The following is a 24721-nucleotide window of genomic DNA, read 5'->3' as shown; positions in this document are numbered from 1 at the left end:
TACAAGCTACAAGTAGCTGCGCTATGTTCCGAAAGGCACTTGTAGCTTGTAGCTTGTAGCTCGTAACTGATTCAAATCCGTGCAGAAACGAATCAGCCCCACCAACACGTCCGCTTAGTTCACTGATTATCAATAGATAGCATTTACATACAATTTACCTCACAATGTAAAAGCATTTACCGCAGGATGTAACGGCCTTTACCACCTATTGTAACGGTCTTTACCACGGTATGTAACGGCCTTTACCTCGGCATGTAAATGAAGTTACCATTTGGAGGAAATGGAATCACCACGAGAGGAAACTCTCTTCATCACACAGAGTACACAAGGAACGGTATTATTTACCCAAAACGAACTCAACAATGTCTTCCTTCTCTCCCATCCCCAGCTTCTTACGGATGTTCGTCTTTCGTTGATAAATGGTAGGAATGCTTTGCTGCGTCACTACACTAATCTCCTTTGTGGAGAACTCCGCACAAAGCAAACAGCATAGTTGCTGTTCTTTATCAATGAGTACAGAGCCGAAACGTTGGTTCATTCTAGTGTAGAAACCATCATAGATACGGTCGATTACAGGATACAAGTCTTCCCATACTAACAGGCTTTCTACGGGAAGCTCATGATTGGTGATGCCGGATATGCGCCGGAGCAATTCCTGGTTTTGGGATGTTGGCTGCGTGGCAACTAAACGAATAATGCCTAACTGCTGCAACAGAATCTTTCGAAAAAACTGACCATCTTCTACTTCCGCGGCTGGTTTCTCCTCTTGTCCACTATCTCCTTTCGTAGCCTCTGCCAACAATCGGTTCAAAGTTTCAATACGTTCTTCCGCCTCAATCAAGCGGTTACGGCGCCCCCGGATATAGAAGAAAGCTCCTCCACCTACCAATACCAGCACCAGTACACAGAACAATAGCGTCAACTGCGCTTCCTGCCGCTCCACCGTCAGCATCAGATTGGCATTGGAAAGCGACTCCTTACTTTCATCTTTTCGTTGAATAGTGCTTTGCAAGGCATAGAGGGCATTGTGAATGGAATCGTTATAGCGCATCACATTCAAGAAATCAAATGTACCGTAGCGAGTATAGTCTATCAGCCCCTGATAATAGGCAATCATATTTTCCGTAGTCAGGAACTTTTTGAATTGACCAACCTCGGACTTCCCCCGGTCGAGATAGTATTGGGCAGAATCTAATTCTCCAATTTTCAAATAGCATTCCGTCAGTACAAGAGTAATCATTGCATCTTTCACTTTATCAGAAGGGAAGCTCTGCAAGCGTTTTGAAACTTTTATCGCCTTTTCATAATCTTGTCCTTTATAGGACAACAATTGCGCATAGTTGCGCAGATAATGTGCCAGACGTGCCGTATCTTTCTTTTGCGCAACCAATTCGATACTCCGATCCATATAATAAGAAGCGGAATCATTTCCTTGTAATCCCATAGCAATGCCCAGGGAATAGCACAATCCTGCATCCTCTCGAATAGCAATCGCCCGGAGGTGGGCTTCTATCGCCTTCTTATAATCCTTCTCAATATATACATATCTATACGCCTGTTCAGCAAGCATACTAACAATCAGATAGGTATCCCGGCAAGCAGTAGCCTCCACAATACCGCTATCGAGCACTGCCATAGACTCAGCGTGCTTTTTCAACCAATACAAATACTTGGACTTCAGCACGTATGAGTTCAGCATCTTCACCGTGTCCCGACCGGAAACAAAATAATTGAATGCAGGCAGAATCAAAGAATCTTCTGCCATAGAAGCCCCTCTCATATTGTGTGCAAATGTACGCAACCAGCCATACAGCATTTTTTCCTCAAACGGCAACCGCTCCGGGTTCTTTATCTGCGACAAGAGCTTCATGGCACTATCTGCATTTTCATAAATCACGACATCTGCCTGACGGAGTACAGCCGTATTATCGATACGGCTACAAGCACACAACAAAACACAAATTGTGACGAAAAGATATAAGAGTTTCTTCATTAGATATAATTCTTTATTGCATCACCGCATCACGAAGTTGCTGTAAAGCCTGCTCCAGCACCGAGCGGGGACAACCGATATTCAGCCGCATGAATCCTTCTCCGGGTTTGCCGAACATAGTTCCGTCGTTCAAAGCCAGATGTGCTTTCTCCGCAAAAAGACGGGTTAATGCTTCCTGAGTCAGTTCCAGCTTCCGGCAATCCAGAAAAACGAGGTAGGAGGCTTGGGGACGTATCATGCTGATGACGGGAATATGCTCTTTCAGGTAGCTTTCCGTAAAGTCTATATTCCCTTCTATATAAGCAAGCATTTGCTCCAACCACTCAGCACCATGCTGGTAAGCGGCGGCGGCACCAATATAGGCAAGCAAATGTCCCTCGCTGAACTCTCCGGCTTCCATAAATGTCTGAAAACGTTCGCGGATGGTTTCATTTACAGTAATTGCATATGAACTGCCCAGTCCCGGCATATTGAAGGCTTTGCTGGGAGCCATGAAAACCAGCGAATTTGCAGCCGCTTCTTCGGAAACTGTGGCAAAAGGATGATGCTTATAGGAAGGCAGAGTCAGATCGGCGTGGATTTCATCGGAAATAACGAAGGTAGCGTTCTTGTGGCAGATGGCTGCAATCTCTTTCAGTTCTTCTACTGTCCAGACACGCCCGCCGGGATTGTGAGGATTGCAGAGGATAAGCACTTTGCACTCCTGTATATCTTTGCGAAAGCGTTCGAAGTCAATATAGTACTGTCCGTCACGCAACTCCAGAGGGGAATAGACAACTTCGCGTCCCATACGCTCGGTTACCAGGAAGAAAGGATGGTAAACAGGTGTCATCACCATCACTTTATCACCAGGGTTAGTGAAGCACTGCAAAGCAAAAGCCTGACCACGAACAATACCGGGAACGAAGGTCAGCATCTCACGGGTGATATCCCATTGATGACGATTGTGTAGCCAGGAACAAATAGAGGTGTACCACTCTTCGCAGGCAAAAGTATATCCCAGTACTTCATGTTCCAGACGCTCCCGCAAAGCATTCATCACGAAAGGCGGGGTACGGAAATCCATGTCGGCCACCCACATAGGGAGCAAGTCGTCGCGTCCCCAGATATTTTTAACACCATCCCACTTCACAGAATTGGTTCCACGGCGTTCTATGATTTCATCAAAATTGTATTTCATAAGATCTCTATTTTATTTCACCACAGATTATATCGGAAAAACGACAAACACCGCTACGTCCCATACCGCATGCGATACAATCAGCGCCCCCAGTTTATGCGGATACATCCGGTAAGCCAATCCCCAGATGCCACCGACCACCAACGCAGCCATCACCAGCATAAAATTGAATGACCAGATGTGCACCAGTGCATAAACCAATGTCGTAACTATAAATCCCACATTAGGGCTCCATCGTTTGGAAAGCGCATTCTGCACATAGCCCCGCCAAAAGATTTCTTCCGCAGGCCCTATCAGGATAAGCAGCAAGACGGAAAGCAACCAGGGGTTTTCTCCGGTTTTCATCCCGTAAATAAGTTCCACCTGTGGACGGGCAAAGTCGAAAAGCCAGGCGGAAGCTTTATCTCCCACCCAAAAGACTCCCCACAGGACAACTGCCAACGCCACGCCACCGGAAATATTCTTCCAGTCGAACTTCACATCTTCCACCCACCACTGCGGACGAAGGGCAAAAGCCATATTCATCAGTACAATAGCTGAGAAACTCATCGCTGTCCAGAAGTTGAATATCCCGCTGGTCCAGGGTGAAAACATGAAGAACCACAGAAAAGCAGCTATCAATAAAGGAATAATTACTCGTTTCATAATTATATAAGGAATGTAACCGTAAAGAGCAGACTGAACAGGAGTTGCAGCTTTGCCGTCTTTTCATCCAGATTGGAAATCGCACAGATTCCTTCCTTAGGCAAGCGCAACATAGTACGCGCGTTGGCAATGGCAGGCAGGAGTCCCAGCATAGTCAGCAACGACCACCAAGGGAAATATCCCAATACAGCACAAACCACAATCCACAGAAATGGGAAGATGACTTCGAATATATAGAGGTACACGTCAGTCTTCTTCCCCAGTCTCATTGCAAGAGTGCTGATTTTAGCACGCAAGTCAGTCTCTATGTCACGGGTATTGTTGGCGTGCAGAATAGCTACAGTAATCAAGCCTACCGGAACAATAATCAGCAAAAGGTCAGGCAAGAATTTCCCGACGGTGATATAAGAGATTCCCAGTGTAGGCAATATGGCATAAGCTACAAAAATAACAAAATCTCCGAAAGCACGGTATTTCAGCCAAGGATAGAGTAAAGAACAGAATGCTCCGCAAACTCCTACCCAAAGCAAAGGGAGTCCTGTACGGACTACCAGCCAAAGGCCGATAACGACTGCCGGCACCATCAGTCCCAATGCCAGGTTACGTATTTCCAACGGCATGAACTGTCCGCTTGTCAGCGTCTTCACCCCAAAAGTATCTGCCCGGTCGACTCCCCGTTCAAAGTCGAAGTAATCACTCCAGGCATTACCCGAAGCATGAAAGATAATAATGCCGACTAATGCCAGCAGTCCATTCTTCCAATCTATCACACCATAAGCCCAATATAAATATGCCAGCGTCACAATCACAGGCATCGCCGACGCCGGAAATGACCAGGGACGCACGGCAATCAACCAATCTTTTAAGGAATGCTTTTCCATTGTTTCTTATCTGTTAAAGGAACCAGTGACGAGCTACAAGCTACCGGCTACAAGTTGCTGCGCTATGCTAGCGAGTGAAAATTATTCGTCCGGCTATCATACCGAAAGGTACTTGTCACTTGTAGCTCGTAGTCCGTCACTTAATTTAGCGCTCCGCGCTAAATTATCATTTATTTGCTTGCAAAAATACAAATTATCCTCGCTTTTGAGTACTTTTGCACACAAGTAAAATAGAAATAATATGATTAAAGCCCTGTTTTTTGACATCGACGGCACTTTAGTGAGTTTTGACACCCATGCTATTCCCGAAACCACCATCGAAGCCATCGCCGCTGCCAAAGCCAAAGGCATTCGGATTTTTATCGCTACGGGACGTCCCGCAGTTATCATCAACAACCTTTCTGCCCTGCAAGACCGCAACCTGATAGATGGTTACATAACCATGAACGGCGGATATTGTTTCGTAGGCGAAGACGTGATTTACAAAAGTGCCATACCTGCCGCCGACGTGCAAAAACTTGCACGCATCTCTGCCGAACAGAACTTCCCCTGCATCTTCGTGAGCGAGCATGACATCTGTGTATGCCAGCCGGACGAAATGGTGAAAAAGATATTCAACGATTATCTGAAAGTAGATATTATTCCGGAAAAGACGCCCGAAGAAGCTATCAACCAAGAGATTTTCCAGATGACCCCATTTATCACACTGGAGCAAGAACAAGTGATTCTTCCCCAGTTGCCGGGTTGTGAAGCCGGACGCTGGTTTCCCGCTTTTGCCGACATCACTGCCAAAGGAAATACCAAACAGAAAGGCATCGACGAAATCATCAACCACTTCGGCATCCGCCTGGAAGAAACGATGGCGTTCGGCGACGGAGGCAATGATGTAAGCATGCTCCGCCATGCAGCTATCGGTGTAGCTATGGGCAATGCCGTAGATGAGGTAAAGGAACATGCCAACTACATCACCACCTCAGTGGACGAAAACGGAATTGCCAATGCGCTCAAACATTTCTCCATCATATAGCCCTCCTTTAATTTTTAATTATTAATTTTTAATTTTGACGCAGTCAATAGATACCAATAACAAAGAATTTCAGGATGCCCTGAGTCTTATACAATATACCCGCCAGTCCGTCTTCCTGACCGGAAAAGCGGGCACGGGTAAATCTACTTTCTTGCGATATATCTGCCAGAACATCAAGAAGAGGCACGTAGTTTTGGCACCTACGGGCATTGCCGCCATCAATGCCGGTGGCAGTACCCTGCACAGCTTCTTCAAACTACCTTTTCATCCCTTGTTGCCCGACGACCCGAATCTGAGCCTGCAACGGGGACGCATTCATGAATTCTTCAGGTACACCAAGCCTCAACGCAAGTTACTGGAAGAACTGGAACTCATCATCATCGACGAAATTTCCATGGTACGTGCAGACATTATCGATGCAGTGGACCGTATTCTGCGCGTTTACTCCCGCAACCTGCGTGAACCTTTTGGCGGAAAACAACTCCTATTTGTAGGCGATGTTTTCCAGCTCGAGCCCGTGGTGAAAGGTGATGAACGGGAAATATTGAACCGCTTCTATCCTACCCCTTACTTTTTCTCTGCAAGGGTATTCAGCCAGATAGACCTCGTATCCATCGAACTCCAAAAGGTTTACCGCCAGACGGATAAGGTCTTTGTCAGTGTTCTGGACCACATCCGCAGCAATACGGCCGGTGCCGCCGACCTGCAATTACTCAATACCCGCTACGGCACCGACATCGAAGAGAATGAGGAAGATATGTACATCACCCTTGCCACACGCCGTGACAACGTGGACTACATCAACGACCGGAAACTGGCGGAATTGCCCGGCGACTCCGTCACTTTCCATGGTGAAGTTACAGGCGATTTCCCGGAAAGCAGTCTGCCTACCTCGCGGGAACTGGTACTGAAACCGGGCGCACAAGTCATCTTTATCAAGAATGATTTCGACCGTCGCTGGGTGAACGGCACCATCGGCGTAGTCAGCGGCTTCGATGAAATAGAAGAAACCCTCTACATCATCACCGACGATGGGAAAGAATGTGACGTCAAGCCGGAACACTGGAAGAACATCCGCTACAAATACAACGAAAAGAAAAAAGAAATTGAAGAAGAAGTGCTCGGCACTTTCTCTCAGTTCCCCGTACGGCTGGCATGGGCAATCACCGTCCACAAAAGCCAAGGACTGACCTTTAGCCGGGTTGTCATCGACTTCACCGGTGGTGTGTTTGCCGGCGGACAGGCATACGTAGCCCTTAGCCGTTGCACATCACTGGAAGGTATTCAATTAAAGAAGCCCGTCAACCGTGCCGACATCTTCGTCCGCCCGGAGATAGTGAACTTTGCCGAACGCTTCAACAACCGGCAAGCCATAGACCGTGCCCTGAAGCAGGCACAAGCCGACGTAGAATATGCGGCTGCCAGCAAGGCCTTTGATGAAGGAAACTTTGAAGTCTTCCTAAACCAGTTCTTCAAAGCCATACACTCCCGATACGACATAGAAAAACCCGCCATTCAACGGCTCATCCGCCGCAAGTTAGGCGTGATTAACAAACTGCGTGACAGCAACGAACAACTAAAATCTCAGATGGCAGAGCAACAGAAGCGCCTGCAAACTTATGCACGTGAGTATTACCTGATGGGCAATGAGTCGATTACTCTTGCCCACGACTCCCGTGCCGCCATTGCCAACTATGACAAAGCACTGGAACTTTATCCGGAATACACGGACGCGTGGGTACGCAAAGGCATCACTCTCTTCAATGAAGGCAAATATCTTGAAGCGGAAGAGTGCCTGACGCGTGCCGTGAAATTACGCCCGGCAGAATTTAAAGCCGTCTACAATCGCGGAAAACTACGCCTGAAGCAACAAGACACCGAAGGCGCCATTGCCGATTTAGACAAGGCCACCACCCTAAAACCTGAGCATGCCGGAGCACATGAACTCTTCGGTGATGCCCTGATGCAGGCAGGGAAAGAAGTGGAAGCCGCACTGCAATGGCGGCTGGCAGAGGAACTCCGTAAAAAATCATCCAAGAAATAAGGCACACTTATTTGATAATAAGAAACTTATTCTCTACTTTTGCGTTATTATATATAGACTAATTCCAGCCCTATGCTTCTGAAACTTTACGAAAAGAATAACAATCCCCAAGACCTGCAACAGGTAGTGGATATTCTGAATGACGGCGGACTCATCATCTACCCCACTGATACTATGTATGCCATCGGTTGTCATGGGCTGAAAGAGCGTGCCATCGAGCGCATCTGCCGCATCAAGGACATTGACCCGCGCAAGAATAACCTTTCTATTATCTGCTATGACCTGAGCAGCATCAGTGAATATGCCAAAGTGGATAACAATACCTTCAAACTTATGAAACGGAATCTACCCGGTGCTTTCACCTTTATCCTGAACGGTACGACCCGGCTACCCAAAATTTTCCGTAACCGGAAAGAGGTGGGTATCCGTATGCCGGATAGTGCTATCATCCAGGAAATAGCCCGTATATTAGATGCTCCCATCATGACTACCACTCTTCCTCACGACGACCATGAGGACATAGAATACAGTACCGACCCGGAACTGATTGACGAAAAGTTCGGTAATCTTGTCGATTTAATTATTGATGGCGGCATCGGTGGAACAGAGTTTTCCACTATTGTGGACTGTACCAACGGAGAAGCGGAAATTGTGCGTCAGGGAAAAGGTTGGTTGAATGAAGGATGACTCAACCAAATGCCCGGTTTGTTTGTTTTTTTAAGAAAGCAACAAAAGGTATATGAATACAAAAGAACAATACTGGAAATATTCACTAATCACCATCATCATCGGACTGGGCGTAATCCTATTTTTTCAGATTACTCCCTTTTTGGGCGGGTTACTGGGTGCACTTACCATTTATATTCTCGTCAGAAAACAAATGATACATCTGACAGGCAGACGAAAAATGAAACGAAGCCTTGCCGCCACACTCATCACTACCGAATCCATACTCTTTTTCCTGGTCCCACTGGCACTGGCGGTATGGTTGCTGGTCAGTAAATTACAAGATATTAATCTCGACCCTCAGAGTATTATTGCCCCTGTTGAAGACATGGCACGTATTATTAAAGACAAGACAGGCTATGATGTACTTGGTAAGGACACAACTTCATTCATCATCTCCATACTCCCCACGATAGGTCAATTCGTTATGAATGGCATCAGCAGTTTTGCCGTCAACCTCTTTGTACTGGTCTTTGTGCTCTACTTCATGCTGATAGGCGGGCAGAAAATGGAGAAATACATCAACGAAATACTTCCTTTCAGTGAAACCAATACAAACCATGTAGTGCACGAAATCAAGATGATCGTCCACTCCAACGCTATTGGTATCCCTTTGCTGGCAATCATCCAGGGAGGTGTAGCCATGATAGGTTACTGGTTCTTTGATGTCCCGGACATTTTGCTGACAGGATTCCTCACCTGCCTTGCAACGGTTATCCCGATGGTAGGGACAGCGTTAGTATGGTTTCCCATTGCCGTCTACATGGCATTGTCCGGTGATTGGTTCAATGGCATTGGGTTAGCCATCTTCGGAACTTTGATTATCTCCCAGCTTGATAACCTGATACGTTTCATCCTGCAAAAGAAAATGGCTGATATACATCCGCTTATCACGATATTCGGAGTCGTCATCGGTCTTTCTCTATTTGGTTTCATGGGTGTTATCTTCGGACCGCTATTACTTTCGCTGTTCTTCCTTTTTGTGGATATGTTCAAGAGAGAATATCTGGACAGGCAAAAATAAGCTGGCACATTGTTCCGATGATATATAATTGTTCTCCTATACAAAATAAAGGCGGCAAGTCCCCCTATTGCTTGAGGACTTTCCGCCTATAGAGCATTTGGATAATTGAATATCCAACACCCCAACCAGTAGTTATAATGATAATATAGCAACGGTGTCTGTGATGCCAACTCTGTTATCAATTTGTCGTCAAAGTTAGAGCTATGAAACTACATAACCTAAAAAAGAGTGTGGACAAAGGAAATATGGATATTCAATTATATATCAACAATATACCTCGGATAAGCGCGCCATTATGTGGACAAAAAAAGTAGAATTTAACTATCCGGACACACAATATCTTTCAGTTTAATTGCCTGAAACGTAATATGGGCTACACTACTCTCATAAAGAATACCAATGGTTTCTTTATCAACCATAGTAAGACAGGTGTATCCCCAGTTATCACCTTCGTCCAACAAAAGCTGATGTTCCGGAAGCCAGGTCATACCTCCATCCAAACTTATTTTGATTGTAATATTACGACGTCCCTTCGTTGTATTGGGGTTAGAGAAGATAAGCAAATCCCGATTCAAAACATTATCCTTCGCCTTTACGCTAATCAGACTTGCCATACAGACCGGTTCTTGCAATGCTTTACGCGAAGACTCATGCTCAGTCCATGTTTTACCTAAATCTTTCGTGATTGCTACAGCACGACTCCCTCCCCGGTTATCACGCATGTTCAGCATCAGTACTCCCGGCTCAATCTCAGCAACCTGCGCTTCTGTAGTGTTTGTACGGGCATAGTTATGCATTTTCCAAGTATTTCCCCTGTCCTTACTATACATGATGCCGGCATTGGGTACACGGGTGGAATCAATGAACTGAGTAGGAAAAACAAGAGTACCGTCATCCATCGTAATGCCGCGTCCGGGACCTTGCAATAAAAAGTACCAGGATGGATTTTTCACTTGCTCTGTAATATTAATAGGAGCCGACCAGGTTTTACCATCGTCTGCACTCTTTGCCAGCACAAGTTGTGCCGTATGATTCATATCCAGTCCCGGATGTGAACTCCACCAGGCACGCTGATTTCCCATGCCATGGGTCCAGGCAGCAACTATCCACACATTGTTGTTTTTTGTATCTACTAATATAGCAGGGTCTCCCACTCCATTTTGAGCCGAAGGCAATCCACCCGTTTCACCGAAAGCCAGAGGAAGGCGCATCTTTTCCCATGTTTTTCCACCATCTGTACTCCGACTCAATCCTATATCTACATGTTCCTGTAAATCGACGCTACTATTATAACGCACATCATATACACCCAATAAAGTTCCTTTATTTGTAGTCACTAAACCCGGAATGCGAAATGCCGCCGAATTATCATCACCGGCATGGCGCACGCCTACTCCCATCCGATGTTCGATACCTTGCCGGGAGACGATATCCAAAAGTGCTTTTTTACCATCCAGAGTAACGGAAGCCACAGTCGCTATCACCTTAGTATCCAATGAAGTTTCCGGCTTCATCTGCAAACTAATCCAAAAGAAATTAATACCGGGAAACAGTTGCTGGTTAGCAGCAAGAACAACACGATTCTGCGGATTAGAAACTTCCGCTTTCTGTATGGAATAAGAAGGATTAGCCGCCAGAGTTTTCCCAGGTGTATGACTTGAAATGTATTCCACAGAAGCAAAACGTCCCTTTTTCTTATCCTGTAATGCCTCAGTACCACTATAATAAAGCTTTATCGACTGGATTGCAGACAAATTCGTATCCTTTCCCCAATCCAGAACTACCTCATTCAGCACCTTACTTTCTTTTGCATCCAGACGCAAACAAAATAAAACATTATCTACCCTTTCTATCAAAACAGGAATCTGTGTTTCCCGAACAAAAATTGTATCCGCAGCCCAGATAACTGGAATTGAACACAGTAAACAGAATAATAAAAACAGAATTGCCGGCTTCTTCATAATATCAGATCAAGTTAATAGAGTGTTATCGGTTACAAAGATAATATTCAATAATAAAAATCCCATATCTGTTGCCGTAAAACATTCTTTCCCGCCTCATCTTGTTGCAACATTCCCTTTTCCTGAAGAGAATAAAGCCTCTCCAACAAAAGAACCATTTGCTTTTCACAGATATGCATGTCGCAGACTTCTTTCACCCAGTCCACCGTTTCCTCAAAAACATCGACAGAAGAAAGACAAAGATTTTTTTGTTTTTCTGGCTTGCGGAGCATATCCGCCATGAATGACAGAATTCTGGATACCATCTTCTTACTCCGGCTGTGAACACGTGATTTCGGATTCTTTAAACGCAATAGAAAATATTCCCCAATCCATAAAGAGGCAGTAAAAGCCTCCGCAGAAGGATACTCCAGCCTTTTCCAGAATTTAATAAGAAAAGTATCCACTTCCCCTAACATTCCATCAGTGTTGTCATCTATATAGTACCTGTGCGCCAGGCATTCTATCACGCATCCCAGTTTTGCTACACAAACCCCGTTCTTCGTATCACTCACTATCTTTTCCGCTTCCCTCAGAGCCTTGAGAGCATTATCTTCTTCTATGCAATCGTCATACAGCCGGAATTGATGGAATAATGAAAGAGAACGGCATAGCAGATCGTCGAAAGGGCAATCCGTATCATTCATATTCAAACGATTTATTCATTTAAAAAGCTATAAAGTTAGGAACGATAAAGATAAAAACAAACAAGTATCAGTGGACAAAATCACTCCGGAACAGAAAGCTAATTTTCAACACATTACCTCAAAAAAGAGATATTATTTCCAAGTAAGAAGCGGACAAGGCTTAAAAAAAGAATTGCGCATCCCCCCCACACTATCAACGGAAAGCAGACTGCGCAATTACTCTTATATGAAGTGCTTTTTTTACTTCAGTAAAGAAACAGGATCCAGATGGTCCGCCTCAATATCTTTGAAATAACGATACGTACCAACTTTCAGTTCAAAAGTTGCGTCATCGTCTGCCACGATAATACCTTTTTCGTGCATTTGCAGGGCGCTGATAGTCCACATCTGTGTGATAGCACCTTCTACTGCATGATAGAGGGCACGGGCTTTATTATGTCCGTTCACAATAATCATCACTTCCTTGGCGGAAAGCACTGTACCTACACCTACCGTAAGAGCTGTTTTAGGCACTTTGTTCACATCGTTGTCAAAGAAACGTGAATTAGCAATGATGGTATCTGTTGTCAAAGTCTTCTGACGCGTACGTGAAGATAAAGAAGAGCCCGGCTCATTGAAAGCGATGTGTCCGTCAGGACCGATACCACCCATGAACAAATCGATGCCGCCATAAGATTTAATTTTATCTTCATAGCGTGCACACTCAGCATCCAAGTCGGCAGCATTACCATTCAGGATATTGGTATTCTCCGGTTTGATATCGATATGGCTGAAGAAATTGTTCCACATGAAAGAGTAATAGCTTTCGGGATGCTCTTTGGGCAGACCTACATACTCGTCCATATTGAAGGTAACCACATTCTGGAAGGAAACAATTCCTTTCTTATTCAGGTCGATTAACTCTTTGTACATGCCAAGCGGCGATGAACCGGTAGGACATCCCAAGACAAACGGTTTTTCAGGCGTCGGGTTAGCTGCCTTGATTTTAGCGGCCACATAATGTGCAGCCCACTTGGATACGGATTGATAATCCGGTTGGATGATTAGTCTCATTGTGATTGTTTTTTATCAGGTTAATAAACAGTTCTAACTATGAATTATTAATTATAAACTATTAACTGGCTGCGCTGTGATACCACATGGCAATTTATATTTAATAATTCTCCCCCCTGTCCTTCTTCAGGCGCTCTGCCATAGAACGTGCCAGGTGTTCGCATTGTTCGTAAGTGATGTCTTTCATCGCTTGCTTCATTTCTACCGGATCGGCTACGATTTCGAACTTACTCTTCTCTGCGAATTCAGCCATACGCTTCACCGCAGCACCGGCCCAAGTGAATGAACCGAAATAGCCCAGATAGCGGCCTTTCACTTCGCGTATCAATATCTTGGAAAGCAAAGACTCTATATCCGGATAAATCTGGTTACTATAAGTAGGGCTACCGATAATCAGGCCACGATATTTAAAGATGTCAGCAATAATATAAGAGGGATTGCTCTTGCTCACATTGTGCATCACAATGTTCTTGATACCCTGAGCAGATAGCTCGGCAGCAATTGCTTCCGCCATCTGTTCTGTATGACCATACATGGAACCATAGGCTATCACCACACCCTCGTCCGTAGCATAACGGCTCAGTTTGTCATAAATGCCTATCACCTTATTTATATAGTCTGTCCATACGGGACCGTGAGTGGAGCAAATGGTGGTGATATGCAGTCCGCCCAACTTCTGCAAAGCTTTCTGCACCGGAGAACCGTATTTACCTACAATGTTGGAATAATAACGCACCATCTCGTCCCAATAACGGTCGGTATTGATGCGGGTATCGAGAAAGCCACCATCCAGCGTACCGAAACAACCGAATCCGTCACCGGAGAAAAGTACACCTTCCGTTTCATCAAAAGTCATCATGGTTTCGGGCCAGTGCACCATCGGTGTCAGGTAGAAACGCAGTTTATGATGTCCCAGCGCCAGGAAATCTTCGTCTTTCACAACGTATTGTTCGCCCGTTACGCCATAATATCCCTCAATCATGCCGAAAGTTTGCTTGTTACCTACGATGATGATATCGGGATAATGCTGTTTTATAAGTCGGATGGAACCGGAATGATCGGGTTCCATGTGATTGATAATGAGATATTGAATGGGACGTTCGCCGATAATGCTTTTTATCTTACGGAGATATACCTCAAAGTAACAGGCATCTACCGTATCAATCAGCGCTACAGTTTCGTCATCTATCAGATAAGAGTTATAGGACACTCCGTAAGGCAACGGCCACAGGCCTTCAAACAGATGCTTGTTGCGGTCATTCACTCCTACGTAGTGTATTTTTCCTTTTATCATTGTCTTTTGGTTCATAATACTTCTTTATTTAGATTGATTCCACATTTAAACAACCGCAAAAATAAGTTTTTTTTCTCACATTTCATATTTCTTTCCCTGATAAGCACCAAGCTGACGCATTCTTTTTTGCACACGATGGTTAAATTCATAATTTTTCAGCCCCCAGTCGGGCGCAATTAACAATTCTTTAGGAGACTGTGAGACAAAGCGTTCCAGTACTAAATCAGGACGGAGATGCTCTATGTAGTCCACCACCAAGTCAATATATTCTTCTACATCGAACAGATGGAAATCTTCGGGGTTCTGTTCGTATTCATGTGCCATGCGGGTGCCACGTATCAATTGCAACTGATGCATTTTCAAAGTGGTGAGTGGCAAGCGCGATAAGGTTGTGGCTTGTTCTACCAACTCTCCGTGCGTCTCTCCCGGAAGCCCCAATATGACGTGCCCGCCTGTAAGGATGCCGCAGGCAACAGTGCGTTCCACGGCATCTATCGTATCCTGATAGGTATGTCCGCGATTGATGCGGCGAAGCGTTGCATCATTGGTACTTTCGATGCCGTATTCAACTAATAAAAAGGTATTTTTGTTCACCTGTTCCAGATAACGCAGCAAAGCATCCGGCATGCAGTCCGGACGGGTGCCGATGACCAATCCTACCACATCGGGCACTGTCAGAGCTTCTTCGTACTTTCGTTTCAGAGCATCCAGTTCACCATAAGTGTTGGTATATGCCTGAAAATAGGCAAGATATTTCATTTCGGGATACTTATGGGAGAAAAAGACTTTGCCTTCTTCCAGTTGCCGGGTGACGGATTTCTCTGTACGGCAATATTCGGGATTGAAAGTCTGGTTATTGCAGTAAGTACAACCGCCATAACCTTTGGAACCATCCCGGTTGGGACAAGTAAAGCCGGCGTTGAGCGATATTTTCTGTACCTTATACGGAAAATAACGTTTCAAAAAGAGTGGAAACTCATTATATAATATAGGTGTAGAATCCATATATCAGTTATTTAATGACAAAAATAAGGCTTTTCTCCGGGAAGTATGTGCTAAAGGAACACAAATTATACAAATAGTCAATCACCTCATAAGGGAGGCAGTTCAATATAACAGATGCACAAACCTATAATATACCAGCTATAGATTTATCACTCATTTAAACCGGAGCTGAACCGGACCTTCTCCTTTCCCATAGAGAAGGAGAAGGTAAGGAGTAGGTAGGGAGTAAGTAAGGAGTAGGTCAGTAGCAAGCTATTAGCATAACTGAGTAGTTACTACTCGGATAAATTTGTTAACGAACATAAATGAATATTTTTTAGGCTGTACAAAAAAACGTTTCAACTACTGATTTTCAAGCATATTCAATAACTATCTTACAGTAAAAGCCAATTGTATTACATATATTTTAGTGATTAGTGACATATTTTACACACATTTTCTTCCTTTCCGAAGCATAGAAAACGAAATAAATTCATAGCTTTGCCTAAAACCTTGATAAATCAACCTATAAATACTATAATCACCATGGCTACCATTGCTCTCGATATAGGCGGTACCAAAATAGCAAGTGCTATTTTCCTCCCTGACGGAAGTATGTTGTTCAACCGGAAGCGCCTGCTGAAAGGAAGGACAGGACACGAAGTAGGTAAACTCGCTGCAGAAATCCTTGCCAAACTCCTGACTGTTGCCCGTAGAAGCCGCATCCAGATTGACGGTATCGGCGTATGTGTGCCCGGCATCGTTTATTCACAGACGGGACGCGTATGGGCGCCGAACATCCCCGGGTGGGAAAACTATCCACTACAAGAAGTGCTCCGTACCGTAACTGCACCGGGCATTGACATTTACATCGATAGCGACCGCACCTGCTACATGTATGGAGAAATGTGGCAAGGAGCCGCCAAAGACTGCCACAGCGCAGTGTTCATTGCGGTGGGAACAGGCATCGGCGCAGGCATCATCATCGACGGGCATGTGCTGCATGGCGCAAGTGACATCATCGGCGCTACGGGTTGGATGGCACTACAGCCGCCTTATAATGAAGAATATGATGCTTGCGGTTGCTTTGAATATTATGCTTCGGGCAATGGCATCGGAGCCAGAGTGCGGGATGCTGTCCGTGCAAACAAGTCCTATAAAGGGCGCCTGCGCCAGAAGCCAATTTGCCGCATTTCCGCTTACGACGTGTTCAGCGCATATAATGAGAAAGACCCGATTGCAGTTTCCGTTCTGCACAAAGCCATAGAAATGTGGGGAATGGCTTCTGCCAATATTGTCAGTCTGCTCAACCCGCAAAAAATAATCTGGGGTGGCGGTGTATTTGGTCCCGCCGGCATTTTCATTGACGACATCTACAAAGAAGCCTGCAAATGGGCACAACCGCTCAGCATCAAACAGGTGGAATATGTAGCCTCTCAACTATCCGGCAATGCCGGACTGATAGGAGCCGCTTTTCTTGCTATTAAAAAGCATTTATATGAGTAATTACAAAAAGAATCTGGTATTCACGGCTGCGTGCATCGGTATGTGCTTCTTTGGCATTTCGATGATTACGTTGGGGGCGGTATTGCCATCCCTCACCGCCAAACTGGGTTTGGATAACCTCCAAGCCACTGCATTGGTGACGTTCCTGCCTCTCGGCCTATTGGGAGGTTCCCTACTGTTCGGTCCTATTGTGGACCGCTTCGGACATAAGGCTTTGTTATTGCTCAGTTGCCTGGTGGTGCTACTCGGACTGGAGGGAATCGCTTTCTTCACAAGCATTCCGTTACTACAGCTCTCAATTATAGGCATCGGGCTGGGTGGCGGCATTCTGAACGGCGAAACGAATGCATTGGTAGCCGATATTTCCAATGAGGAGGAGAAAGGTTCACGCCTCAGTCTGCTCGGAGCGTTCTATGGCATAGGAGCATTGGGCATTCCTGTGTTACTGAGTTTCCTGTCCGAATACTATTCTTTTGAAATAATACTGCAAGGCACAGGCATTGTGATGCTGGCAGGTATTCTGTTCTGCCTCGGTGTACGCTTCCCCGCCCCCAAACAGCCGCAAGGATTTCCCATTAAGGAAGGATTGGGACTGTTGAAGGAAAGCAGCCTGCTGTTGCTTAGTTTCATCCTGTTCTTCCAAAGTGGTATCGAAGGTGTATGCAACAATTGGACTACTCTCTATCTGGGGCAAACCACCAGCATTCCCGAAAACCGTGCTCTCATGGCACTGACCTGTATGGTGGCCGGACTGACCGTTGCCCGCTTGTTGCTGGTAGTCCTGTTCAAAAAGATAAAACAGGAGACAGTCCTGCGCACCAGCCTGATTACGGCTGCGGTAGGCTTCGCGCTATTGACTTTCTCGCCCAACTTCGCACGTGCCGCCGCAGGCATGGTGCTGATTGGTGCGGGATTGGCATCCACATTCCCCGTTATACTCAGCATCATCGGCAGCCGGTACGCCTCCCTTTCGGGAACGGCCTTCAGCGTGGCACTCGTCATCGCCCTTATCGGACAGACGTTGCTGAACAGCCTCACGGGAATCATTTCACAAGGATACAGCATCGCAGTGTATCCATACATGATGATTGTTTCCCTGCTCATCATGCTCTTATTGTTTAAACGTTCACTCAGATAAAAGAAATTATTTACCCCCTAAAAAAACAAAAAAATTATGTTAGCATTAGAATGGTTAAAAAACGCGCATGGCATCATGGAAAAACTGGAAGCCACGCAATTGGAGAATATCAAAAAGGCAGCCACCGTTATGGCAGACTCTATCGAGGCCGGACGCTGGGTACACACGTTCGGATGCGGTCACGCTACTATCCCTGTTGAGGAAATGTATCCGCGCATTGGTAGCTTCGTAGGTTTCCACCCGCTATGCGAACTCCCGCTGACATTCTTTACACAAATCATCGGCCAGATGGGTATCCACCAATTCCTTTTTCTGGAAAGAACCGAAGGCTACGGACAAGCAATCATGAAGAATTACGATTTCGATTCCAAAGATTGCCTCTGGATTTTCTCTCACACAGGCATCAATGCAGTGAATATCGACGTGGCACTGGAAGCAAAGAAACGCGGTATGAAAGTGATTGTTTACGGTTCGGCCGGAGAAACGGGCGACAAGGCAAGCCGTCATTCCAGCGGTAAGAACCTGTTTCAGCTTGCAGACATCGTAGTTGACTCGTGCGTGCCTTTGGTAGATGCTTCCGTGCCTTTGAAGAACCACTTTGACAAGGTAGGTCCGTTGTCTACTCTAAGCTTTGTGACTATGGTATGGATGACCATCACCACCGTTGCCGAGATTCTGGCAGACCGTGGCGTACAATTGTACATACACCCGTCACATAATGTTCCGGGCGATACAACGGCTCATGAACGTCTGGATGCAGCCATTGCCGAGTATCAGAAAAAAGTAAAAATCCTCTAAAAACAACAGACGACCCTAATCATCATCTATGAGTGACGGTAGCCCGCCTCAGCTTTGCCCCCACAAAGCTGGACGGGCTTTTTTTATTGAATAAAACAAAATAAATATTCACTAAATGAGTGAATATCTCAAATTAGAGTTATCTTTGTAACATAAAGATAGAACAATGATTATTGAATATGACAAAGACTATCTGCGTGACCTTTATGAAGATGGCAAATGCAAGGATAAGAAACACCGCTTTGATACATCTGTAGTAAAGAAATACCAGAAACGTATAGATACCTTGACGGGAGCAACAAGAATTGAAGACTTATTCGTCTTCAACTCATTAAATTTCGAGGCACTGCATGGTAAAGATAGCTTCTCTATACGTATAGACTATCATTATCGACTGGAATTCAAAATAAAAAAAGAAGGAAGCGAGACAGTTGTAACAATATGTACCGTATTGGATATAACCAATCATTATCAATAAAATTATGAATACAGTAAAAAGAATACCAACGCATCCGGGAGATGTTTTGAAAGAAGAATTAGAATGCCGTAAAATCTCTCAAAAGAAATTTTCAGAAGTTTTAGGAGTATCCTATACTATGCTCAATGAGATACTAAACGGAAAACGCCCCATAACCAGCGACTTTGCCTTAATGGTGGAAGCGGCTTTGGATATTAATGCGGAACTGCTTGTCAACATGCAAACCCGTTACAATATGGCTGTCGCCCGTAAAGAAAGTACGCTGAATAATAGACTACACGAAATACGCAAAATGTGTGCTTCCTTGTTATAGTCTTCTTTTAATAATTTATTCCCATATCCACCCACTAAAGAAATCAATCAAAATTATGAAACAGATAAGTATTGCAATTCTTCTTTGCCTCTGCACATTGGCAGGTTTTGCGCAAGGCGGTCAGGCACTTGATTTAAAAGACATTGTATCGGGTAAGTTCCGTGCTGAAAACATTTACGGAGTGATTCCTATTCCCGGAGACGGAGAACACTATTCACAAATGAATGCGGCAGGAACGCAGATTATCAAATATTCCTTCAAAACGGGAAAACAGGTAGAAGTATTATTTGATGCCGCTACCGCCCGCGAATGTCCGTTCAAGACATTCGACAGCTACAGTTTTTCGCCGGATGGCGGCAAATTACTCATCGCTACGGAAAAGACTCCGATTTATCGCCATTCTTATACCGCTATACATTATATATATAGTCTGAAACGGAACATCAACGGAGAAATCAACAATATAGTGGAGAAACTGTCCGACGGCGGTCCGCAGCAGGTACCGGTATTCTCACCGGACGGAACGATGGTTGCTTTCGTGCGAGATAATAATATCTATCTCGTAAAATTCTTGTATGGCAACAGCGAAAGCCAGGTTACGGAAGATGGCAAACGCAATGCTGTGCTGAATGGCATTCCCGACTGGGTATATGAAGAAGAATTCTCCTTCAACCGCGCTTTGGAATTCAGTGCCGACAGTAAAATACTGGCCTATATCCGTTTTGACGAGACAGACGTACCTTCTTACAGTTTCCCGGTTTTTGCCGGAAGCAATCCCCATATCTCAGCCTTTGAGAAATACCCGGGTGATTATACCTATAAATATCCCAAAACCGGAGAAGCGAATTCAAAGGTATCTGTACATACCTTTGACATCAAGTCGAAAGTAACCCGCAAAATGCAGGTGCCTATGGATGCTGACGGGTATATTCCGCGCATCCGCTTCACACAAGACCCTAACAAACTGGCTATCGTGACGCTGAACCGTCATCAGAACCGCTTGGACATGTACTTCGGCGACCCACGTTCCACGGTTTGCAAACAGGTGTTGCGCGACGAAAGCGATGCTTATATTAAGGAGAATGTATTCGACAATATTATTTTCTATCCCGATAACTTTAGTTATCTGAGCGAAAAGAGCGGTTATAACCATCTGTACTGGTACAGCATGGGCGGCAACCTGATTAAGCAAGTCACTGCCGGAAACTACGAAGTAAAGAACTTCTTAGGCTGGGATGCTGCTGATGACAGCTTCTATTATATCAGCAATGAAGAAAGCCCGCTCCGCCAAGCTGTGTATAAGATAGACCGCAAGGGAAAGAAGACTAAACTTTCCGCTCAGCCCGGTATCAACAGTGCCCAGTTCAGCACGAACATGAAGTACTACATGAACCGCTATTCAAATCTGAGTACTCCTACTGTTATCACCCTGAACGACAATACAGGCAAAGTATTGAGTACGCTGGTAACCAACGACCCATTGAAGCAAACCCTGGCGAAATACAACATACCCCAGAAGGAATTCTTCACTTTCCAGACGCAGGACGGCGTAACGCTGAACGGCTGGATGATGAAACCGACAGATTTCTCCGCATCCAAGAAATATCCTGTACTTCTGTATCAATACAGCGGTCCCGGTTCCCAGCAAGTGCTCGACACATGGGCTATCAGTTGGGAGACTTACATGGCAAGCCGCGGTTTCATTGTCGTCTGCGTGGACGGACGCGGAACAGGCGGACGCGGTGCGGAATTCGAGAAGTGCACCTATCTCAATCTGGGTGTAAAAGAAGCGAAAGACCAAGTGGCAACCGCCCAATATATGGGTAGCCAGCCATATGTAGACAAGAACCGCATCGGCATCTGGGGATGGAGCTACGGCGGATACATGACCATCATGAGTATGAGTGAAGGTACCCCCGTCTTCAAAGCCGGAGTTGCCGTAGCTGCCGTGACCGACTGGAATTATTACGATACCATCTACGGCGAACGCTTCATGCGTACCCCGCAGGAGAATGCCGAAGGATACAAAAGTTCTTCCGCCTTCACACATGCCAACAATCTGAATGGAAACTTATTGTTAGTTCACGGCATGGCGGACGATAATGTTCATTTCCAGAATTGCGCTGAATACGCAGAACATCTGGTGCAACTGAACAAGCAATTCGATATGCAAGTCTATACGAACCGCAACCACGGTATCTATGGCGGCAATACCCGTTATCACCTGTATACAAAACTGACGAACTTCTTTGAGAAAGAGTTGAAATGACAGACAGAATACGCAAGCCCGAATGGCTTAAAATAAGTATAGGAGCCAACGAACGGTACACCGAAACCAAACGTATCGTCGACTCCCACTGCCTGCACACCATTTGCAGCAGCGGACGTTGCCCCAACATGGGAGAATGCTGGGGAAAAGGAACCGCCACCTTCATGATAGGCGGTGACATCTGCACCCGTTGCTGCAAATTCTGCAATACCCAAACAGGCAAACCGCTTCCGCTGGATGCGGATGAACCCACCCATGTGGCAGAGTCCATAGCTTTGATGAAGCTATCTCATGCAGTCATCACCTCCGTAGACCGGGATGATTTGCCCGACCTCGGAGCAGCACACTGGGCGCGTACCATCCGGGAAATCAAACGACTGAACCCCGAAACCACGGTCGAAGTACTTATCCCGGACTTCCAAGGAAAGAAAGATTTGGTTGCACAAGTAATCGAGGCTTGTCCGGAAATCATCTCCCACAATATGGAAACAGTGAAACGCATCACCCCCTTGGTGCGCAGTGCTGCCCGTTATGATACGAGTCTGGAAGTGATACGTCAAATAGCCGATAGCGGAACAACAGCCAAATCGGGCATTATGGCAGGGTTGGGAGAAACTCCGGAAGAAGTGGAAGAACTGATGGACGACCTGCGCCGGGTGGGTTGCCGGATATTGACAATCGGTCAATACCTTCAGCCATCACACAAGCACTATCCTGTAGCAGAGTACGTTACCCCTGCACAATTTGCTTCTTACAAAGAGACAGGTTTAACCAAAGGCTTCGACCAAGTAGAGAGTGCACCTTTAGTACGCTCCTCTTACCACGCCGAAAAACAAATCAGATTTTATAAAAAAGAAACGAAATAAAAACCAATTGCTCTATTTATTTGTTATCTATAAGATAACGACAAAATAATGTAGCAATGTCTAAAAAAGGAGTTCTATCATCTAAGTTCAATATGTCTTTGGGATTTATCCCTGCTATCGTATCTATTGTATTATGCGAATTCATAACCCAAGACATTTCCATCTACATTGGTGCAGGTGTAGGGGTCCTTTATAGTTTATTTACACTATGGAATAAAGGAGCCAGAATTCCCAATTTCCTGCTTTACTGTACTACGGGAATGCTCCTGTTATTAACTCTTACCACTTTCTTCTTCGGTGATTGCTCCACTCGCGACATGTTTCCGTTGACGTTGGAAATCAGCACTCTCATACCGATTGTCGTTATCTTCCTGAACAGAAGAAGATTTCTTGCCCATCAGATTTCCCAATCAAAGAAATGTTGCAAACAGCTTTTTGCACAGGGGGCGGAATCTGCCATTGTATCTGCACGGGTGGTTATCATTATCACTTTCATCCATCTGCTGGCCATCTTCATAGCTATACTGGTTCCCGGTCCTTTAAGTGATACCGCCCGGAATGTACTGTTCCGTTTTTGTCCGCCCGCCGTATTTATATTGAGTATACTGTTCAATCAGTTCGGCATCCTCTATTTCAACGTAATGATGGAGCATACTGCTTTTGTTCCCATTGTCAATACGAAAGGAGATGTCATCGGAAGAAGCCTGGCAGTAGATGCCATCAACCGGAAGAATGAATATATCAACCCGGTAGTCCGTATTGCCGTATCTCACAACGGCATGCTCTATCTACGCCCGCGTTCGCAACGTTGCATTCTCGAACGGGGAAAAACCGATGTGCCGATGGAGTGCTACCTCTTATACGGAGAAACTCTGGAACAAAGCATCGTCCGCCTTGTGAAACAGGCATTTCCACAAGCTCCGATACAGGACTTACAATTCAATATCATGTATCATTTTGAAAATAAAGTAACAAACCGGCTTATCTACCTTTTCCTTCTTGATATAGAAGATGACAATCTTTTACGGGATAAGCAGATAAAAGATGGAAAGCTCTGGACTTTCCAACAGATAGAACATAATTTAGGCAAGAACTTCTTTAGCTGCTGCTTTGAGAATGAATACGAGCATCTGAAAGAAGTTATTTGTACAAGAGAAAAATACAAGGAATTTTAGAAAGGTCGGGAACTTTTCCCTGCCACTCTTTCACTGTTTTGGTTTTGATATACTCTCCTTCGCACGTAATGTTCGCAGCAATACAAAGTTTGGTTTGCGGGCGGCAGGTACGCAAAATATCATCCACCATTTTATTATTGCGGTAAGGTGTTTCAATGAAAAGCTGTGTCTGTTGCTCGGCATAAACTCGCTGTTCCAAGGTTTTCAGTTTCTTGGCACGCTCATCCGGTTCGATGGGGAGATAGCCATGAAAAGCAAAACTTTGTCCGTTGAATCCCGAGCCCATCACAGACAAGATAATGGAAGACGGTCCTACCAACGGAACCACTTTTAGGTTGTTCCTCTGGGCAATCGCCACGACATCCGCTCCCGGGTCGGCCACTGCCGGACAACCGGCTTCGGAAATCACTCCCATAGATTGCCCTGCCATCAACGGTTTCAGATAACCGGAAATATCCTCGGGCGATGTATGCTTATTCAGCGGATAAAAAGTCAACGTATCAATATCTATTTCCCGTTCCACCTTTTTCAGAAAGCGGCGCGCCGAACGCACATCTTCTACAATGAAATGACGAATACCAAGTATGACCTCCTTATTATAAGAAGGCAACACAGTTTCAATAGGGGTATCCCCCAAAGTGACGGGCAAAAGATAAAGAGCAGGAATCATAAATTAAGAA

General features: G+C 45.3%; 22 protein-coding genes. 12 read left to right on the top strand and 10 right to left on the bottom strand.

What is annotated here, in order from left to right; translation table 11 throughout:
- Positions 1 to 337: 337 nt before the first annotated feature.
- Genes QZ135_RS05780 through QZ135_RS05765 form a run of 4 tightly spaced genes read right to left on the bottom strand, consistent with a single transcriptional unit; the run spans position 338 to position 4699 of the window.
- Positions 338 to 1993: a hypothetical protein gene (locus tag QZ135_RS05780; protein WP_294606693.1), complete on the bottom strand. Its 1656-nt coding sequence runs from the start codon at positions 1991 to 1993 to the stop codon at positions 338 to 340.
- A gap of 13 nt (positions 1994 to 2006) precedes the next feature.
- Positions 2007 to 3173: a MalY/PatB family protein gene (locus QZ135_RS05775; protein WP_294606691.1), complete on the bottom strand. Its 1167-nt coding sequence runs from the start codon at positions 3171 to 3173 to the stop codon at positions 2007 to 2009.
- Positions 3174 to 3200: 27 nt separating this feature from the next.
- Complete coding sequence (locus QZ135_RS05770) at positions 3201 to 3818, bottom strand: type II CAAX endopeptidase family protein (RefSeq protein WP_294606689.1); 618 nt, start codon at positions 3816 to 3818, stop codon at positions 3201 to 3203.
- A 2-nt stretch (positions 3819 to 3820) separates the two neighbouring features.
- Entirely contained in the window at positions 3821 to 4699 is an 879-nt protein-coding gene (locus QZ135_RS05765; protein ID WP_294606687.1) for a prenyltransferase, read from the bottom strand.
- Between the two features lie 241 nt (positions 4700 to 4940).
- Between QZ135_RS05765 and QZ135_RS05760 the strand changes: the two genes are divergently transcribed.
- The 4 genes from QZ135_RS05760 (at position 4941) to QZ135_RS05745 (ending at position 9520) form a co-directional block, all read left to right on the top strand.
- On the top strand, positions 4941 to 5726 hold the full coding sequence (locus tag QZ135_RS05760) for a Cof-type HAD-IIB family hydrolase (protein ID WP_294606685.1): 786 nt from the start codon (positions 4941 to 4943) through the stop codon (positions 5724 to 5726).
- Positions 5727 to 5760: 34 nt separating this feature from the next.
- Positions 5761 to 7770, top strand: coding sequence for a tetratricopeptide repeat protein (locus QZ135_RS05755; RefSeq protein ID WP_294606683.1), 2010 nt, complete (start codon positions 5761 to 5763; stop codon positions 7768 to 7770).
- A gap of 72 nt (positions 7771 to 7842) precedes the next feature.
- On the top strand, positions 7843 to 8457 hold the full coding sequence (locus QZ135_RS05750; RefSeq protein WP_294606681.1) for an L-threonylcarbamoyladenylate synthase: 615 nt from the start codon (positions 7843 to 7845) through the stop codon (positions 8455 to 8457).
- Positions 8458 to 8509: 52 nt separating this feature from the next.
- Entirely contained in the window at positions 8510 to 9520 is a 1011-nt protein-coding gene (locus tag QZ135_RS05745) for an AI-2E family transporter (protein WP_294606679.1), read from the top strand.
- A 317-nt stretch (positions 9521 to 9837) separates the two neighbouring features.
- On the opposite strand, the gene QZ135_RS05740 is transcribed toward QZ135_RS05745, so the two are convergent.
- The 5 genes from QZ135_RS05740 to QZ135_RS05720 form a co-directional block, all read right to left on the bottom strand.
- On the bottom strand, positions 9838 to 11481 hold the full coding sequence (locus QZ135_RS05740) for a sialidase family protein (RefSeq protein ID WP_294606677.1): 1644 nt from the start codon (positions 11479 to 11481) through the stop codon (positions 9838 to 9840).
- Positions 11482 to 11528: 47 nt separating this feature from the next.
- On the bottom strand, positions 11529 to 12167 hold the full coding sequence (locus QZ135_RS05735) for a hypothetical protein (RefSeq protein ID WP_294606674.1): 639 nt from the start codon (positions 12165 to 12167) through the stop codon (positions 11529 to 11531).
- A gap of 240 nt (positions 12168 to 12407) precedes the next feature.
- Positions 12408 to 13220 (bottom strand): glucosamine-6-phosphate deaminase, encoded by an 813-nt coding sequence (nagB, locus tag QZ135_RS05730; RefSeq protein ID WP_294606672.1) that lies wholly within the window; start codon positions 13218 to 13220, stop codon positions 12408 to 12410.
- A 100-nt stretch (positions 13221 to 13320) separates the two neighbouring features.
- Positions 13321 to 14529, bottom strand: a complete 1209-nt coding sequence (locus QZ135_RS05725) for an FprA family A-type flavoprotein (protein WP_294606670.1) — start codon at positions 14527 to 14529, stop codon at positions 13321 to 13323.
- Positions 14530 to 14589: 60 nt separating this feature from the next.
- A complete protein-coding gene (locus QZ135_RS05720; RefSeq protein ID WP_294606668.1) occupies positions 14590 to 15519 on the bottom strand; it encodes a TIGR01212 family radical SAM protein in 930 nt (309 codons plus the stop codon).
- Between the two features lie 525 nt (positions 15520 to 16044).
- On the opposite strand from QZ135_RS05720, the gene QZ135_RS05715 reads away from it, so the two are divergent.
- The 8 genes from QZ135_RS05715 (at position 16045) to QZ135_RS05680 (ending at position 24041) form a co-directional block, all read left to right on the top strand.
- Positions 16045 to 17004: an ROK family protein gene (locus QZ135_RS05715; RefSeq protein ID WP_294606666.1), complete on the top strand. Its 960-nt coding sequence runs from the start codon at positions 16045 to 16047 to the stop codon at positions 17002 to 17004.
- Entirely contained in the window at positions 16997 to 18142 is a 1146-nt protein-coding gene (locus tag QZ135_RS05710; protein WP_294606665.1) for an MFS transporter, read from the top strand. The genes QZ135_RS05715 and QZ135_RS05710 overlap by 8 nt, the downstream gene beginning before the upstream one ends.
- Positions 18143 to 18178: 36 nt before the next feature.
- On the top strand, positions 18179 to 18940 hold the full coding sequence (locus QZ135_RS05705; RefSeq protein ID WP_009131686.1) for a sugar isomerase domain-containing protein: 762 nt from the start codon (positions 18179 to 18181) through the stop codon (positions 18938 to 18940).
- Between the two features lie 166 nt (positions 18941 to 19106).
- Entirely contained in the window at positions 19107 to 19418 is a 312-nt protein-coding gene (locus QZ135_RS05700; RefSeq protein ID WP_294606662.1) for a type II toxin-antitoxin system RelE/ParE family toxin, read from the top strand.
- 4 nt (positions 19419 to 19422) lie between these two features.
- Positions 19423 to 19731, top strand: coding sequence for a HigA family addiction module antitoxin (locus QZ135_RS05695; protein ID WP_009131687.1), 309 nt, complete (start codon positions 19423 to 19425; stop codon positions 19729 to 19731).
- 55 nt (positions 19732 to 19786) lie between these two features.
- On the top strand, positions 19787 to 22000 hold the full coding sequence (locus tag QZ135_RS05690) for a S9 family peptidase (protein ID WP_294606660.1): 2214 nt from the start codon (positions 19787 to 19789) through the stop codon (positions 21998 to 22000).
- Positions 21997 to 22866 carry a lipoyl synthase gene (lipA, locus tag QZ135_RS05685; RefSeq protein WP_294606657.1) on the top strand — a complete coding sequence of 290 codons (870 nt, stop codon included), beginning with the start codon at positions 21997 to 21999 and terminating at the stop codon, positions 22864 to 22866. The genes QZ135_RS05690 and lipA overlap by 4 nt, the downstream gene beginning before the upstream one ends.
- 56 nt (positions 22867 to 22922) lie before the next feature.
- Positions 22923 to 24041 (top strand): hypothetical protein, encoded by a 1119-nt coding sequence (locus QZ135_RS05680; RefSeq protein WP_294606655.1) that lies wholly within the window; start codon positions 22923 to 22925, stop codon positions 24039 to 24041.
- Here the strand turns inward: QZ135_RS05680 and QZ135_RS05675 are convergent.
- Complete coding sequence (locus QZ135_RS05675; protein WP_294606654.1) at positions 24007 to 24711, bottom strand: SAM-dependent methyltransferase; 705 nt, start codon at positions 24709 to 24711, stop codon at positions 24007 to 24009. The genes QZ135_RS05680 and QZ135_RS05675 overlap by 35 nt on opposite strands.
- Positions 24712 to 24721 lie beyond the last annotated feature (10 nt).

Origin of the sequence: uncultured Bacteroides sp. (assembly GCF_905207245.1) — a bacterium.
In the GTDB taxonomy this organism is placed as follows: Bacteria; Bacteroidota; Bacteroidia; order Bacteroidales; family Bacteroidaceae; genus Bacteroides.
This window is presented reverse-complemented; position numbering and strand designations above follow the sequence as displayed.